Annotated in this window: 13 protein-coding genes; 5 read left to right on the top strand and 8 right to left on the bottom strand. The window is 66.3% G+C overall.

Annotated elements, in window-relative coordinates; translation table 11 throughout:
- Window positions 1-100: 100 nt before the first annotated feature.
- The 6 genes from IPM60_11905 to IPM60_11880 all read right to left on the bottom strand — a co-directional run bounded on the left by IPM60_11905 (window position 101) and on the right by IPM60_11880 (window position 4,375).
- Window positions 101-334 (bottom strand): sugar metabolism transcriptional regulator, encoded by a 234-nt coding sequence (locus tag IPM60_11905; protein MBK8908572.1) that lies wholly within the window; start codon window positions 332-334, stop codon window positions 101-103.
- 7 nt (window positions 335-341) lie between these two features.
- Window positions 342-2,663: a Fe(2+) transporter permease subunit FeoB gene (feoB, locus tag IPM60_11900; GenBank protein ID MBK8908571.1), complete on the bottom strand. Its 2,322-nt coding sequence runs from the start codon at window positions 2,661-2,663 to the stop codon at window positions 342-344.
- Entirely contained in the window at window positions 2,660-2,893 is a 234-nt protein-coding gene (locus tag IPM60_11895) for a ferrous iron transport protein A (GenBank protein ID MBK8908570.1), read from the bottom strand. Before IPM60_11895 ends, feoB begins: the two co-directional genes overlap by 4 nt.
- Window positions 2,893-3,210 carry a ferrous iron transport protein A gene (locus tag IPM60_11890; protein MBK8908569.1) on the bottom strand — a complete coding sequence of 106 codons (318 nt, stop codon included), beginning with the start codon at window positions 3,208-3,210 and terminating at the stop codon, window positions 2,893-2,895. The genes IPM60_11895 and IPM60_11890 overlap by 1 nt, the downstream gene beginning before the upstream one ends.
- Window positions 3,211-3,519: 309 nt before the next feature.
- Complete coding sequence (locus IPM60_11885) at window positions 3,520-3,879, bottom strand: CBS domain-containing protein (protein MBK8908568.1); 360 nt, start codon at window positions 3,877-3,879, stop codon at window positions 3,520-3,522.
- Between the two features lie 187 nt (window positions 3,880-4,066).
- Window positions 4,067-4,375 carry a hypothetical protein gene (locus IPM60_11880; protein MBK8908567.1) on the bottom strand — a complete coding sequence of 103 codons (309 nt, stop codon included), beginning with the start codon at window positions 4,373-4,375 and terminating at the stop codon, window positions 4,067-4,069.
- A 259-nt stretch (window positions 4,376-4,634) separates the two neighbouring features.
- Between IPM60_11880 and IPM60_11875 the strand changes: the two genes are divergently transcribed.
- From IPM60_11875 to IPM60_11855, 5 genes are all read left to right on the top strand, one after another.
- Window positions 4,635-6,845, top strand: a complete 2,211-nt coding sequence (locus tag IPM60_11875; protein ID MBK8908566.1) for a thioredoxin family protein — start codon at window positions 4,635-4,637, stop codon at window positions 6,843-6,845.
- Window positions 6,845-7,498, top strand: coding sequence for a thioredoxin family protein (locus IPM60_11870; protein MBK8908565.1), 654 nt, complete (start codon window positions 6,845-6,847; stop codon window positions 7,496-7,498). The genes IPM60_11875 and IPM60_11870 overlap by 1 nt, the downstream gene beginning before the upstream one ends.
- Before the next feature lie 342 nt (window positions 7,499-7,840).
- Window positions 7,841-8,680, top strand: a complete 840-nt coding sequence (locus IPM60_11865; GenBank protein ID MBK8908564.1) for an SDR family oxidoreductase — start codon at window positions 7,841-7,843, stop codon at window positions 8,678-8,680.
- Between the two features lie 301 nt (window positions 8,681-8,981).
- Complete coding sequence (locus tag IPM60_11860; GenBank protein MBK8908563.1) at window positions 8,982-10,091, top strand: efflux RND transporter periplasmic adaptor subunit; 1,110 nt, start codon at window positions 8,982-8,984, stop codon at window positions 10,089-10,091.
- Window positions 10,088-13,243: an efflux RND transporter permease subunit gene (locus IPM60_11855; protein ID MBK8908562.1), complete on the top strand. Its 3,156-nt coding sequence runs from the start codon at window positions 10,088-10,090 to the stop codon at window positions 13,241-13,243. The genes IPM60_11860 and IPM60_11855 overlap by 4 nt, the downstream gene beginning before the upstream one ends.
- Before the next feature lie 43 nt (window positions 13,244-13,286).
- Here IPM60_11855 and flgA read toward each other — a convergent pair whose 3' ends face one another.
- Both flgA and flgG read right to left on the bottom strand, forming a co-directional pair.
- A complete protein-coding gene (gene flgA, locus IPM60_11850) occupies window positions 13,287-14,279 on the bottom strand; it encodes a flagellar basal body P-ring formation protein FlgA (protein ID MBK8908561.1) in 993 nt (330 codons plus the stop codon).
- On the bottom strand, window positions 14,266-15,051 hold the full coding sequence (gene flgG, locus IPM60_11845; GenBank protein MBK8908560.1) for a flagellar basal-body rod protein FlgG: 786 nt from the start codon (window positions 15,049-15,051) through the stop codon (window positions 14,266-14,268). Before flgG ends, flgA begins: the two co-directional genes overlap by 14 nt.
- Window positions 15,052-15,074: the final 23 nt, after the last annotated feature.

The following is a 15,074-nucleotide window of genomic DNA, read 5'->3' as shown; positions in this document are numbered from 1 at the left end:
GCGCTTCTATCACCACCGAGCCGAAACTTCCACTGCCGGGCACTGAAAGGGAGGAGGGAAGGTCCGGTCAGTCGCAACGGGACGAGACGAGACGAGGCTGTTAGGCTCGCGAGCCCCGGTCGTCCAGCCACTCGTAGATTTCCGGCTGGCCCTCACCGCAACCGCAGCAACCGCCGCAGGCCTCGCTGTCGAGACGCCGGACACGGCCCTTGTGCACCCATACTTCGAGCATGCCACGGGCTGCGTCGGGGGAGACCCCGAAACGGTTGACGACGTCTGCGAGAGGGGCCCGGCGGCGTTTGCTGAGATAGCCTTTCAGTTCCGAAAGTATCATCGCACCACTACTCCGCTGCTGCGGCGACCGCGTGGCGCGGAGGCCGCGCGCCGAGATAGCGCAGCGTCGCCAGCGCCGCACAAAAAACCAGCACGATCGCCAGGATCCACGCCGACGAAAAAGCTGGGTGGCGGCCGAAGGTACCGATCTGATAGGCGGCGACCGCAGCGCCGTAGGCGAGCCCCGTCGTCCACAGCACTGCAAATGTCGTCCAGGCGCCGCCAGTTTCGCGGTAGATGGCGGCGACGGCGGCGACGCACGGCATGTACAAGAGCACGGCCAGAAGATAAGCGAATGCGCCGATGGTCCCGTCGAAACGGCTGGCCATGGCGCCGAAGGTGCCGGCCGCCACCGCCTGTTCGGCCGCGGCGACGTCCGTCGTCGAAGTATCGCCGATGCCGAGGCCGAGCGGGTCGGCGAAGCTGTCGACCATGGCGGCGAGGTTGGCGGGGATCGATGCGAATGCCGCGGCGATGTTGTCGCGGATGCCGGGCGCGGATTCTTCGCCGCCGGCCTCGTCATCCGCCAGCGCCGAGTAGAGGGCGTCGAGGGTGCCGACCACCGCCTCCTTGGCGAAGATGCCGGTGAACAGGCCCACCGTCGCCGGCCAGTTGTCCTGCTCGATGCCCATTGGTGCGAACGCCGGCGTGACCGATTTGCCGATCGCGGCGAGGACCGAACGGTCGGTGTTTTCGTTGCCGAACGAGCCGTCGGTGCCGAGGGAATTGAAAAAGCTGAGGACGACGACCACGGCGACGATCGTCTTTCCGGCGCGAAACAGGAAGGTCTTCAACCGGTCCCAGGTCCGGAGCAACACGCCCTTGACGGTTGGCAGGTGGTAGGGCGGCAGTTCCATGACGAACGGCGACGTCTCGCCGCGCAAGAGGGTGGTCTTTAGCACTACGCCGGTCAACACCGCGAAGCCGATGCCGATGAGGTAGAGCGCAAACACCAGGTTCTGGCCGCCGACCGGGAAAAAAGCAGCGGCGAACAGGGCGTAGACCGGAAGCCTGGCGCCGCACGACATGAATGGCGCCATCATCACAGTCATCACCCGGTCGCGGCGGTTCTCCAGGGTGCGCGTCGCCATGATCGCCGGCACGTTGCAGCCGAAGCCGACGATCAGCGGGATGAACGATTTTCCTGGCAACCCGACGCCGCGCATGAAGCGGTCCATGACGAACGCGGCGCGCGCCATGTAGCCGGAGTCCTCAAGCACGGACAGGAACAGATAGAGGAAACCGACGACGGGAATGAAGGTCGCCACGGTTTGGATGCCGCCGCCGACGCCGCCGGCGAGGAGCGCGATCAGCCAATCCGGCGTACCGACGGAGGCCAGCGCCGCGCCGCCGCCATCCACGAGCAACGTTCCGACCAGAATGTCAAAGAAATCAATGAAGGCGCTGGCGAAATTGATGGTGAACATGAACATCAGATAGATGACGGCGAAGAAGATCGGGATGCCGAGCATACGATTGAGCACCACCCGGTCGATGCGATCTGACGTGGTGCGGCCGACGGCGCCGGTGCGGCGCACGCATTCCTGCATCACCGCATTCGCCAAGCCATAGCGGGCGTCTGCGATGAGAATGTCGACGTCCTCACCGGCGCGCGCCTCCAGCGCTTGTTGTTCATGCGTGAAGGTGGCGTGGGCGTCCGGGCCGAGCAGGCGCTGGACGATCTCGTCGCCCTCGATGGCCTTGATGGCGAGCCATCGGGGATTCAGCCGGCGCGCTGCCGCGGCGTCGGCGACGACGGGGATGATGTTGGCGATGGCCTCCTCGATTTCGTCGGTGTAGGCCAGCTCCACCGCCGAGACGCGCCGTTGCCGCGCCGCAGCATTGATGGCGCGCCGGAGGTCCTGGACGCCTTCACCGCGGGCCGCCACCACGGGCACCACCGGGCAGCCGAGGCGCTTCTCCAACTTGGCGACGTCGATGCGGATCCCCCGGTCCCGCGCCACGTCCATCATGTTGAGCGCGACGACGACCGGGACGCGCATCTCCAGAATCTGGGTGGTGAGGTAGAAATTGCGCTCGAGGTTGGAGGCGTCGACGATGTTGACGATCAGGTCGGCTTCGCCCGACAGGATGTAGTCGCGGGCGATACGCTCATCCAGCGATGTCAGCGACGTCACGCCAAGCGAATAGACGCCCGGCAGATCGACGACTTGCATGTCGGCATTGTCGCTGCGGTAGTGGCCGGTCTTGCGCTCGACGGTCACGCCCGGCCAGTTGCCGACCCGCTGCCTCGCGCCGGTCAGCTCGTTGAACAATGTGGTCTTGCCGCAGTTGGGGTTGCCAACCACGCCAATGGTGAAGGTACTCATGTCGCCAGCTTTTCAATGGACAGCATCCCAGCTTCGTCCTTGCGCAAGCTCATGGCGTAGCCGCGAACGCTGATCTCGACCGGATCGCCCAAAGGCGCCAGCCGGGTCACCGTGAACTCGGTCCCCGGCGTCAATCCCATGGCGAGGAGTCGCTGGCGGTAGGCGCGTTCTCCCTTGCCCAGTCCGAGGACGCGGCCTCGCTCTCCGACCGTCAGGTCGCCGATGCGCATCAGGCCTCTGAAGGAGCATCGACAGGCGTCACCAGAATACGGTGCGCCATGCCGGCACCCAAAGCCATGCGCGCTTCGCCACGGGCGACAACCAGCGGCGCGCCCGACATGCCCCCCGATCTGCCCCCCGACATGCGTTGCACGACGGTGATGTCGCTGCCGAGCGGCAACCCCATGTCACTGAGACGCCCGGTCAGCCCCCGCCCGGCCTCGACGGCGACGATGCGGACCCGCTCTCCCTCGCCGGCGACTGCCAACGGAAAGCGCTGGGATCCTGCGGAGCGACCTTCAGCTATAAGATTTGGCTTAGGCGACATGAACATTGCCCCATCAAAGCGGACATTCCGGCCCTGGTCAAGATGAAAATGAGAACCATTCTCAACAACTACCACTGGAATCATAAGGTGTTCCAGCGCGAAATCAAGGGCCGCGGGCGGTGAAAGGAAGACGATGGCAGATGACAGCCACCTGCATCCGCGGCTGCGCCGTGACGCGGCGCGGGCGGCGTGCTGCCGAAATACGCAACCCTGCGGCGAAAATCATGCCGCGTATCTGCGGTTTAAGTGAACGTGGCTGCCATCAAGAGCGCCGTCGGGACGAGTTTGGTCATCTCCGCACAGCGGCCGTCATCTCTCGGCGGCGTCCCTTGCGGCCCAGTACTCCGGCGGAATATCGCGGATGGAGACGATGCCCACCAAGGTGCCGTCGCGCATCACTGGCAGGTGACGGAACCCGCCGGCCAGCATCAGCTCGAGGGCGTGGCCGATGTCGTCGGTGACGCCGATGGTTTTCGGATTGGGCGTCATGACATCGCCGAGGCGGGTGGTATCCGCATCCACTTCATTGGCGATAATGCGGTTCATCAAATCACGCTCGGTGAATATGCCCTTGAGCTTCCCCGCCTCAGTGATCGGAACCGCACCGATCCGGTGCTTCGCCATGACCTTCGTTGCGGCACGCACGGTAGTCTCCGGCGTCAGCGTCACGATGTTCTGGCGACCGACGATGTCACATATTGACTGCCCGACCATGGAGCGCCTTTTCTCTATCATCAAGTGAATGGAAGTTCGCACAGGGGCGATGTTATCGGCTCGGACTACCGGCTACGCCTTTTACTTTGCCTAAAGGAACGGCCGGGGCCGGATGAGCCAATCCGGCCCCGGCCGGATGCCGTTATTGCGGCTTGGGCTGCTCGCCCTGCATCTCCTGCTTGGTCTCTTCACCGGCCTGTTCAGCGTCCTGACCGGCCTCCTCCATCTTCTGCTCGACTTCCTGGGCGGCGTCCTTGGTCTCCTGCGTGGCCTCCTGCGCGGCGTCCTTGGTCTCCTGCGCTGCGTCCTGGGCGGCGTCCTGGGTCTGCTCCGCGGCGTTGTCGATGTTCTCGCCCGCCTTCTCCGCCGGGCCCTCCTCTTCACAGCCGGCGACGAGGCCGAGCCCGGCTACAAGCGCCAACGCTCCAAAAGTAGTCTTCAGACGAGTCATTGTCGGTCTCCCGGATGGTTGAAGTTGACATCATGCGCAGCGTTTGCACTGCAGCATGGGTAGCCCCGCCCCGGCGATCACGCAACGCGAAAAACGACGGCACCACGGGATGTCGGAACCGTGTGGCAGAACTGTCACCGGTAACGCGGGTCACTGCGCCACAGTTCCGCTTGACGCCTTTGTTCCGCAATAGTTCTTGACGGACGTGCCTTCGCCGACGACACTGCGGATGCTATCGGCAATCGACAATGTTGGGAACATGCTGCGATCGCTCCTCCAGTTTGCCCTTTCGGTGTTGACTGTCGCGGTCGGCTTGGGCTTCGTCGGCGGCGGATCCAGTGCGTTGGCGGCGAGCGAGGTGGCGACGGAGCAGGTCCGGGCGTCGCTGATCACCGAGACGGAGCGTGTGCGGCCCGGCGGCACGGCGTGGGTGGCGCTCCGCTTCGACATTGCCCCCGGCTGGCACACGTACTGGCGCAATCCCGGCGATTCCGGTGAGCCGACGCGGATCGATTGGCGCCTTCCCGACGGCGTGCGTGCCGGCGACATCCAGTGGCCGTATCCACAAGCGATCCCCTATGGCCCACTGATCAACTTCGGCTACGAAGGCCGAGTCCTGCATCTGGTGGCCATCACCGTGCCGGACACGTGGCAGGCCGGGACGCCCGTGCCTCTGGTGGCTGAAGCTACGTGGCTAGTGTGCGCCGAGATCTGTATTCCGCAGTCGGCGACACTGGAAACGACGCTGACGACAGAGCCCTCGACGCGTTCCGACGTTGGCGCCGTTGAGGATTTTGCCGAAACCCGCCAGCGCCTGCCGCTCCCAAGCCCGTGGCCGGCCAGGTTCGGCGCCGACGGCGAAAACATCCGCATCGCGATCGACACCGGCGCGGTCGGCGCCAACGTCATCCATGCCCAGTTTTTCCCGTTCGAATGGGGCATTGTCGAGCCGACGATCCCTCCGGTCTTCGCTTTCGATGACGGCCGCCTGTCGCTCACCGCCAGGCGCGGCGAGCGCATCGCCGACGCGTCTGTCGTGGAGGGCGTTCTTGTCGTGACCGAGCGGTCCGGGGGCGCGACCTTGACCCGGGCGCTGGAGTTGGCGGCGGAGCCAACCCTGGCCGGCGGCCTCCGGGGCGCCGCGACCGCATCGTCCGATAGGTCGAGCCTGGCGGCCACCACGGGTGCGGGGACGCCTGGATTGACGACGATGATCGCCTTTGCCGTCCTCGGCGGGATGATCCTTAATCTGATGCCGTGCGTGTTCCCGGTGCTGTCCATGAAGGCGATGGGCCTGATTCGCCACGCCTCGGCATCGGCGCGACAACGGCGGCTGAGCGGCCTCGCCTACACGGCCGGTGTCCTTTCGTTCATGGGGCTGGTGGCGGGGCTGCTGATCGCGCTGCGCGCCGGGGGCGAGCAACTCGGCTGGGGCTTCCAGTTGCAGTCGCCCGTCTTCGTCGGCGTCATGGCGGTGGTCCTGTTCGTGCTCGGGCTCAATCTCTCTGGCGTGTTCGAGATCGGCGCGGGCATAATGGGGCGGGGTGCCGGCGCTGCGTCGCGTTCCGGAACTGTCGGGTCGTTCTTCACCGGCAGCCTCGCCGCCATGGTGGCGACTCCGTGCACGGCGCCGTTCATGGGCACGGCGATCGGCTACGCGCTGACCCGCCCGTGGCCGATCGCGCTCGCCGTGATGCTCGCGCTCGGCTTCGGCCTGGCGCTGCCGTATCTGCTCCTGACCCTGATGCCGGGTCTGGGGCGATGGCTGCCGCGGCCGGGACCGTGGATGGAGCGGTTCAAGCAGTTGCTCGCCTTCCCGCTCTACGCCTCGGCGGCGTGGCTGGTGTGGGTGTTGTCGCTACAGGCCGGCCCCGATGGCGTGCTTGCGACGCTCGCCGCCCTCGTGCTCGTCGCATTCGCCGTGTGGCTGCACCGATCGATCGGTGGCGCAGAGGGCGCACCAGGCGTTGTCGGCAAGACGGCGGTGGCCGCGATCGCGGTCGTCGCTCTCGCCCTGGTGGCGTCGCTGCGCGCCGTCGAACCGTCGATGCCGGCATCAGGTCCGACCGCGGCCGAAACGGCCGGCCTGGCGGCCGAGCCGTATTCGAGCCGGCGCCTCGCCGAATTGCGCGACGCGGATCGGCCCGTATTCGTCAACATCACCGCCGCTTGGTGCATCACCTGCAAGCTCAACGAGCGCGTCGCGCTGTCGTCGGAGCGTGTCGCGCGCCTGTTTCGAGAGGAGGGCGTGATCTACCTGAAGGGCGACTGGACCAATCGCGATCCCGAGATCACGCGCTTCCTCGCCGCCTTCGGCCGCAGCGGCGTGCCCTTGTACCTGCTCTACGGCGCAGGCGACGATCAGCCGCATATTCTCCCCCAATTGCTGACCGAGTCGATGGTCGTCGATGCAATTGACGCCGCCGTCTCACCCGCAACCGGCCCCACGACAGCGAGGAGGGAGAAATAATGCGCAAAACCCGGCTCTCCAGTGGCCTCCTTGCAAGGCGCACTTGCGTCCTTGTTCTTGCAGTTGCCGTCGGTTTGGCGACGGCCGCCGGTCCCTCCGCGGCGAGGGCGGTGCCGACGGTGGGCGCACCGGCGCCGGCGTTTTCCGCGACCGACAGCAACGGCAATGATCATGCATTGGCGGACTACCGCGGGCGCGTGGTCGTCCTGGAATGGACCAACCATGACTGCCCGTATGTCGGCAAGCACTACGGCGCCGGCAACATGCAGGCGCTGCAGAAGCGGGCGACAGCGGACGGCATCGTGTGGCTGTCGGTTATCTCGTCGGCGCCGGGCACGCAGGGACATGTTTCCGGCGTCGAGGCCAACCGATTGACGGAGAGCCGCGGCGCTGCGCCGACAGCGATTCTGCTCGACCCGGATGGCACCGTCGGCCGCGCCTACGACGCGCGAACGACGCCGCACATGTATGTCGTCGACGCCGACGGGACCCTGGTCTACATGGGCGGCATCGATGACCGTCCGACCACCAGGCAAGCCGACATTCCCGGCGCCACCAACTACGTGACCACTGCACTCTCCGACTTGGCGGCGGACCGCGACGTGCAGGTGCCGACCAGCCGCCCCTACGGCTGCTCCGTCAAGTACAAGTGAACCGCGGCCGGCTATTGCGTCGATGCCTAATCGCGAGCGGGGTCGAAGACACTGCGCGGCAGCCCGGAACTTCCGCATCCGGCGTCGCCTTGATTGCGGCGTCGGCTGTGCCTCATCGCGTTGGCGCGTTGTTGGACCGCTGATCGCCATCGCGAGCATAGTTGGGCGAGCCTTTGTTGAGGGGACGCGTAGTAATCCGGCACCGTGACGCGTTGGACGCCGCAGGAGCGGGCGGCGCGCCGTGCTTGGTGCCATGATATCATTGCCCATGGTTTTGCCGGCACGCTACAGTCGGTTCATCGCCGTTCGTCAACTCAATCGAAGACAGCCGAGGCCATCTCCATGTTTCTCCCCGATCTTCTGAAAGGCAAGCGCATCCTGATCACCGGCGGCGGCTCCGGTCTCGGCAAGAGCACCGCCGGGCGGTTGCTGGAGTTGGGGGCGGAGGTCGTGATCTGCGGCCGGCGGGTGCCGGTGCTCGAGGAGACGACCGCCGAATTGGCCGCGGCGACCGGCGGCCGGATCAGCTGGAAGGGGTTGGACATCCGTGATCCGGAGGCGGTCGAGGCGACGGTCGCGGAGATCTGGAGCGAAGCGCCGCTCGACGGCCTGGTCAACAACGCCGCCGGCAACTTCCTGGCGCGGACCGAGGATCTGTCGCATCGGGCCGTCGACGCCATCGTCGCTATCGTGCTGCACGGCGCCGCCTACATGACGCTGGCCTGCGGCCGCCGGTGGATCGCCGAGGGCCGGCCCGGCAACGTGTTGTCGATTGTCACCACCTACGCCTGGACCGGCTCCGCCTATGTGGTGCCGTCGGCGATGGGCAAGGCGGGCGTACTGGCGATGACCCGGTCGCTGGCGGTGGAGTGGGGGCCGAAGGGCATTCGCCTCAACGCCATCGCCCCCGGCCCGTTCCCGACCGAAGGCGCGTGGGAGCGCCTGGTGCCAAACAAGGAGATGGCGGAGACCTTCGAGACGCGCAACGCCCTGGGCCGCCCCGGCCGCCACGAGGAACTCAGCAACCTGGTGGCCTACCTGATGGCTGATCAGTCGGCGTACGTGACCGGCGAAGTGGTGACCATCGACGGCGGCGAGTGGCTGGCCGGCGCCGGCCAGTTCAACTTCGCCCGCGCCCTCACCGACGCCGACTGGGCGAAGATGGCAAGCCGCAGGCGCTAAGGCAGCTTCTCGCGCCGGAACGCAGCCAAGCGGCCGACAACTCCGGACCTGCGCAGCCGTCGCTTATCGCCGGCCGATGAAGGCTCCGGCACTTAATCACCGCTCCCGCAATTTGCATATCCACTTCAATGGCGTTTTTTCCCGCCCTACGCACTATCATCGCCGGCCCGGCCACCGGTGCGGCGCGGTTGTGACTTTACAGTATCGGTGGCGGGTCCCATATCCGGCACGGGGCAAGCATGCTGAAGCGCCGGTGCGAACGGGCGGTCGCTGAGGCGCGTCAGGAAAGGGCTCCCAGCGTATGCTGCAAAGGCTGTCCTCAGCCGTCGTTCTCGCCATTGTTGTTATTGCCGCCGCCGGCGTGGCCGCTCAGGAGAATGGCGGCCTTGAAGACGCGCCGACGCCAGTGGTGGTGGCGCCGGTGCGTTCGGAGCAGGTCGTCGATCGGGTGGAAGCGCTCGGCACGACGCGCGCCAACGAGAGCGTCACAATTACCGCCAACGTGACCGAGAAGATCGCCGAGATCCATTTCCAGGACGGTCAGCACGTTGCGAAAGGCGATGTGCTGGTGGTGCTGGACAAAGCGGAGGAGGACGCCGAACTTCAGGCGGCACTTGCGATCCTCGACGAGAAGCGGCTGGCCTACGAGCGCTCGCTGCAGTTGGAGAAGCGGCAGTTCACGGCAACGGCGCAACTCGATGAGCGCCGCGCTGCGCTGCGCGAGGCTGAAGCGCGCATCACGGCGCTTGAGGCCAGGGTCGACGACCGTGTCATCCGGGCGCCATTCAGCGGCGTCATCGGGCTTCGCACCGTTAGCGTCGGGACGCTGGTCGAGCCCGGCGACGTCATCACCACCCTCGACGACCTCAGCGTTATCAAGCTGGATTTCTCGGTCCCGTCGGCCTACCTGCGAGCGCTCGCTCCCGGCCTCGGCGTTGTCGCCACGTCGGCCCCGTTCGGCGATCAGCGTTTCGAGGGTGAGGTCGAGGGCATCGACACCCGCATCGACCCGGTGACGCGCTCGATCGTGGTGCGGGCCATGTTGCCGAACCCGAACAGCCTGCTTAAGCCCGGCCTGCTGATGACTGTCGAGCTGCTCAAGGACCCGCGGCAGGCGATGTTCATCCCCGAGGAGGCGCTGATCCCACGCAGGGCGAGCAACCAGGTGCTGGTGGTCGACGAGGCAGCGGAGAACACCGTGGTTAGCCGCGATGTCACCATTGGCGTCCGCCGGCCTGGCCGGGTCGAGATCGTCGACGGACTCAGGGAAGGCGACAAGGTGATCACCCGCGGCACCCTCCAGGTGCGGCCGGGGCAGCGCGTCTCCATCCTCGCGGTAGACGAGGGCGACACGCCGCTGCCCCAGTTGCTGCGCGGCCCAGAGGCCGCTGCCGGGGACGGCGCCTCGTGATCGTCTCCGACGTCTCGGTCAAGCGGCCGGTCTTCGCCTCCGTCATCAGTCTATTGCTGATCGCCTTCGGTCTGGTCGCGTTCGACCGGCTGCCGCTCCGGGAGTACCCGGATATCGACCCGCCGGTCGTTTCCATCAGCACGTCGTACCCCGGCGCCGCCGCCAACGTGGTCGAAACCCGCATCACCGAGGTCATCGAGGATCGCATTTCCGGCATTCAGGGCATCAAGTTCATCAATTCGACAAGCGAGGACGGGCGGTCGCGGATCACCATCGAATTCGATGTCGGCCGCGACGTGGATGCGGCCGCTAACGACATTCGGGACCGCGTCGCCGGCGTGCTTGACGACCTGCCGGACGAGGCGGATCCGCCGGACATCCAGAAGGCCGACTCCAACGACGATGTCATCATGTGGCTCAACCTCGCCAGCGACCGCATGAACGTCCTGGAGCTCACCGACTACGCGCGCCGCTACCTGGTCGATCGCTTCTCGGCGCTCGACGGGGTGGCGCGGGTGCGGGTCGGCGGCGGCCTCAATTACGCCATGCGCATTTGGCTGGATCGCACGGCGTTAGCTGCCCGCGGCCTCACCGTCGGCGATGTGGAGGACGCATTGCGCGCCGACAACGTCGAGCTCCCGGCGGGCAGCATCGAATCCCGGGAACGCCAACTCACGGTCCGCGTCCAGCGTACGTTTCGGACGCCGGAAGACTTTCAGCAACTGGTGCTGGGTCAAGGCGACGGCGGGTACCTCGTCCGCTTGGGCGATGTGGCGCGGGTCGAGCGCGGGGCGGTCGAGGACCGGACCTTTCTGCGCGGCAACGGCGTGCCGATGGTCGGCATCGGCATCATCAAGCAATCCCAGGCCAATACCCTCCAGGTCGCCCGCGACGCCCGCGGCGAGGCGGAGCGCCTCAACCAGATGCTGCCCGAAGGCATGCAAATCCGCCAGAGCTACGATACCAGCGTATTCATCCAGGGCGCGATCGACGAGGTCTACAAGACGCTGTTCATTGCCATAGCTGCCGTCGTCCTGGTGATCTTCCTGTTCCTCGGCAGTGTGCGGGCGATGCTGGTCCCGGCCGTCGCCGTGCCCGTGTCGCTGATCGCCACGTTTATCGTGCTCTACGGGCTCGGGTTCTCGATCAATCTCTTGACCCTCCTCGCCCTGGTGCTGGCCATCGGTCTGGTGGTCGATGACGCCATCGTCGTCCTCGAGAACATCCACCGCCGCATGGACGAGGGTGAAACGCCGCTGGTGGCCGCCTTCAATGGCGCCCGCCAGGTCGCGTTCGCCGTGGTAGCGACGACCCTGGTGCTGATCGCGGTGTTCGTGCCGATTGCGTTTCTGCAGGGCGACGTCGGACGCCTGTTCACCGAATTCGCGTTGACCATGGCGGCGGCGGTGGCGTTCTCCAGCATCGTCGCGCTCACTCTGTCGCCGATGCTGGCGTCGCAGATCCTTCGTCCCGGCGCCGATCCGTCGAAGATGAGCCGCGCCATCGAGCACATGACGGCCCGCGCGCAGCGGGCCTACCGGCGGGCGCTGTCGGTCGGTCTCCACCGCCCGATCATCATCGCCGGGCTTTATGCGCTGATCCTGGCCGGCGCCGGCTGGATGTTCATGCACATCCCGAGCGAGCATGCGCCGAAGGAGGATCGCGGCGCATTCTTCCTCATCGTCAGCGGGCCGGAGGGGGCGTCCTACGACTACATGGTCGAGTACATGGACGAGATCGAGCGTCGCCTGATGCCACTCGTGGAGAGCGGCGAGGTGAGCCGGATGCTGGTGCGGGCGCCGCGGCAGTTCGGTGACAACGTCCAGAACTTCAACGGCGGCATCGCCATTTTCGTGCTCGACGACTGGGGCAAGCGCCGCACCGGCGGCGCGATCATGGAGGACGTGCAGCGCCGTGTCGCCGACCTGCCCGGGATCCGCGCCTACACGGTCATGCGCCAGGGCTTCGGCGCCCGCATCCAGAAGCCGGTGCAGTTCGTGATCGGCGGCGGCACCTACGGAGAGCTGGCGGAATGGCGGGACATTCTGCTCGCCGAGATCGAGAAGGACAACCCCGGCCTCAAGGACATCGACTACGACTACAAGGAGACCAAGCCGCAGGTTCGCGTCGTCATCGACCGCGACAGCGCCGGCGACCTGGGCGTGACCATCGGCAACATCGGCCGGACCCTGGAAACCGTCCTCGGCTCCCGGCGGGTAACGACCTACATTGCCGATGGCGAGGAGTACGATGTTATTCTGGAGGGCGAGCGCGACGCCTATCGGACGCCCGCCAGCCTTGAACACATCTATGTCCGTTCCGAGCGCTCAGGGGCTCTGATTCCGCTCGCCAGCGTCGTGCGGCTGGAGGAGTTCGCCGACTCCCCGGCCCTCAACCGATACAACCGTGTGCGTGCCATCACCATCGAGGCCGGCCTCGTCGACGGCTACACCCTCGGCGAGGCGCTCGACTATCTGCAAGAACTGGTGCGCGAGCACTTGCCGGAGTCGGCGGTCATCGATTTCAAGGGCCAATCGCGGGACTACTACGACGCCGGCGGCTCGATCGCGTTCGTCTTCGTGCTGGGGCTGGTGGTCGTGTTTCTGGTTCTGGCCGCCCAGTTCGAGAGCTACGTGCACCCGTTCATCATCATGCTGTCGGTGCCGCTGGCCATGGCGGGGGCGTTGCTGGCGTTGCTCGTCACCGGCGGCACCATCAATCTGTTCAGCCAGATTGGACTCGTCATGCTGGTCGGCCTTGCCGCCAAGAACGGCATCCTCATCGTGGAGTTTGCCAATCAGCTCCGCGATCAGGGCGTCGGGTTTGACGACGCCCTGATGGAGGCCGCGGTGACCCGGCTGCGTCCCATCCTCATGACCGCCGTGACCACCGCCGTCGGCGCCATTCCGCTGATCCTCTCCACCGGCGCCGGCGCCGAGACGCGGGCCATGATCGGCACCGTGGTGTTCTCCGGCATCATCGTCGCCACGCTGTTCACGTTGTTCGTTGTGCCGGTCGCCTATCATGCGCTGGCAAGGCGCACCGGCTCGCCGGGCCACGTCGCCGCACGGCTGGAGAGGGAACTGGCCGCGGAAACCGAGCCTGAGCCCCTGCAACCTTCCTTGAGCGAACGCCGCTCCGCCGCAGAATAAAGCGGAGCCTGGGATCGTGCAGTTCCTCGATTGCCAGTTGCTGTTAATAAGCGGCGGCAGGGGCGCCGGCCATGACTTCCCCGGGAGCGGAGACAGTGGCCTGGATGACCAGGCTGCTTTGGGTGTTGCTGACCCGAATGAGCTCACCCATGGCGCCGTCCTGCAGCGCCCGGCCGCGGGCGGTGAGAATCATGCTTGGCGTCGACAGCACGATCGTCACCAACTGGCCCTTTTCTACCACCACCGGCGGATGTACGTCTGACGCTCGCACCGGCTGTCCAGCGCGCAACACCCGGCGTGGCGTCATCCCGACCAGATCGTTTGCGGCGAGGACGGTGGTCTTTTGCAGGGACTGGCTCGGCATGCGCACCCAGTCCACGTCCGCCGCCGCGATGATGTCGCCGCCGTCAATTTGCCGCCGCAACACCGGCACGTCGGCCATGGCGTTGAGGCGACCGCTGATGCGAACCCGGCGGTCGCGCTCATCGCCGCCGACCATTGTCAGCACCGCCGCGAAACGGCCGCGCCGCTGGTCGACGGTGAGATCCTCGATCACGGGCAGAGCGGCCGAGTCCACGGCCAGGTGCAGCCGGAACGACGTGTTCTGGATCTCCACCTGCAGGTTGTCGGTGTCGATCCCCTGTTCCGCTAGCGCTGCAATGACCAGATCCTCGACCTCATCGCGATCGACCACGGTGCTGTCGCGTTCCACGATCACGCGGGCGTTGCGCGACAGTGGACGCCATTCGAGCTTGTGGGCGCGCGCGGTGCGGTAAAGCCAGCGCGCATCGAAGATGGCGCGGCCGCCGGGCCTTGGCGCATAGGCCACTGGCGTCGGCGCTTGCTCGCCGGTATTGAGGAACAGATCGCCGAGACGGACAACCCGGTCGGAGACGACGACCACGTTCTCCGCCAGAACCGGCCGCAGGGTCGCGTCTGCGGCTTCGCCTGAGCCGGCGGCCAAAGCCGCATCCACCCCTGCAATCACCAACAGCGCCAGCATCAGCGCCCGTGCCGCGGTCTTAGCGAAGCGCATTGACGGATCCCATCATTTCGTCGGCTGCCTGGATCACCTTGGAGTTCATCTCGTAGGCGCGCTGCGCCGAGATCAGGTTGGTAATCTCCTCGACCGCGTTGACGTTGGAGGTTTCCAGGAAGCCCTGGAGAATTGCGCCGTAGCCGCTGGTGCTGGGCGTGCCCGTCGACGGCGCCCCCGAGGCCGCGCTTTCCAGCAACAGGTTGCTGCCGATCGCCTGCAGGCCGGCAGGATTTGGGAAATTCGCCGTTTGCAGTTGGCCGACGTTCTGCAGGTCGACTTGCCCGTCGATCTTGGCCAGCACCTCGCCGCTCTGGTTCACGGTGACGTCTACCGCGTCGTCCGGCACGGTGATGCCGGGCAGCACCACGTAGCCGTCGTGGGTCACGACCTCACCGTTGGCGTTGAGCTGGAACGTGCCGTCGCGGGTGTACGCGGTCTCGCCGGTGGGGGTGCGCACCTGGAAGAAGCCTTCACCCTGGATGGCGAGGTCGAAGGGGTTGTCGGTGGCGGTCAGGTTGCCCTGGGCGTGGATGCGGTAGACGGCGGCGAGCTTGACACCGAGGCCGATCTGCACCCCGGTCGGCACCACCGAGCCGTCATCCGCGGAGGTGGAGCCGACCCGGCGCATGTTCTGGTAGAGGAGGTCGTGGAACTCCGGCCGGCGGCGCATGAAACCGGTGGTGTTGATGTTGGCGAGGTTGTTGGACACCACCTCGACGTTGCGCTGCTGGGCGAGCATGCCCGAGGCGGCGATGTTCAATGCTTTCATGCGTCGATGTCCTTGTTCCTAGA

The organism is Rhodospirillales bacterium (genome assembly GCA_016710335.1).
In the GTDB taxonomy this organism is placed as follows: Bacteria; Pseudomonadota; Alphaproteobacteria; order Rhodospirillales; family Defluviicoccaceae; genus JADJXQ01.
This window is presented reverse-complemented; position numbering and strand designations above follow the sequence as displayed.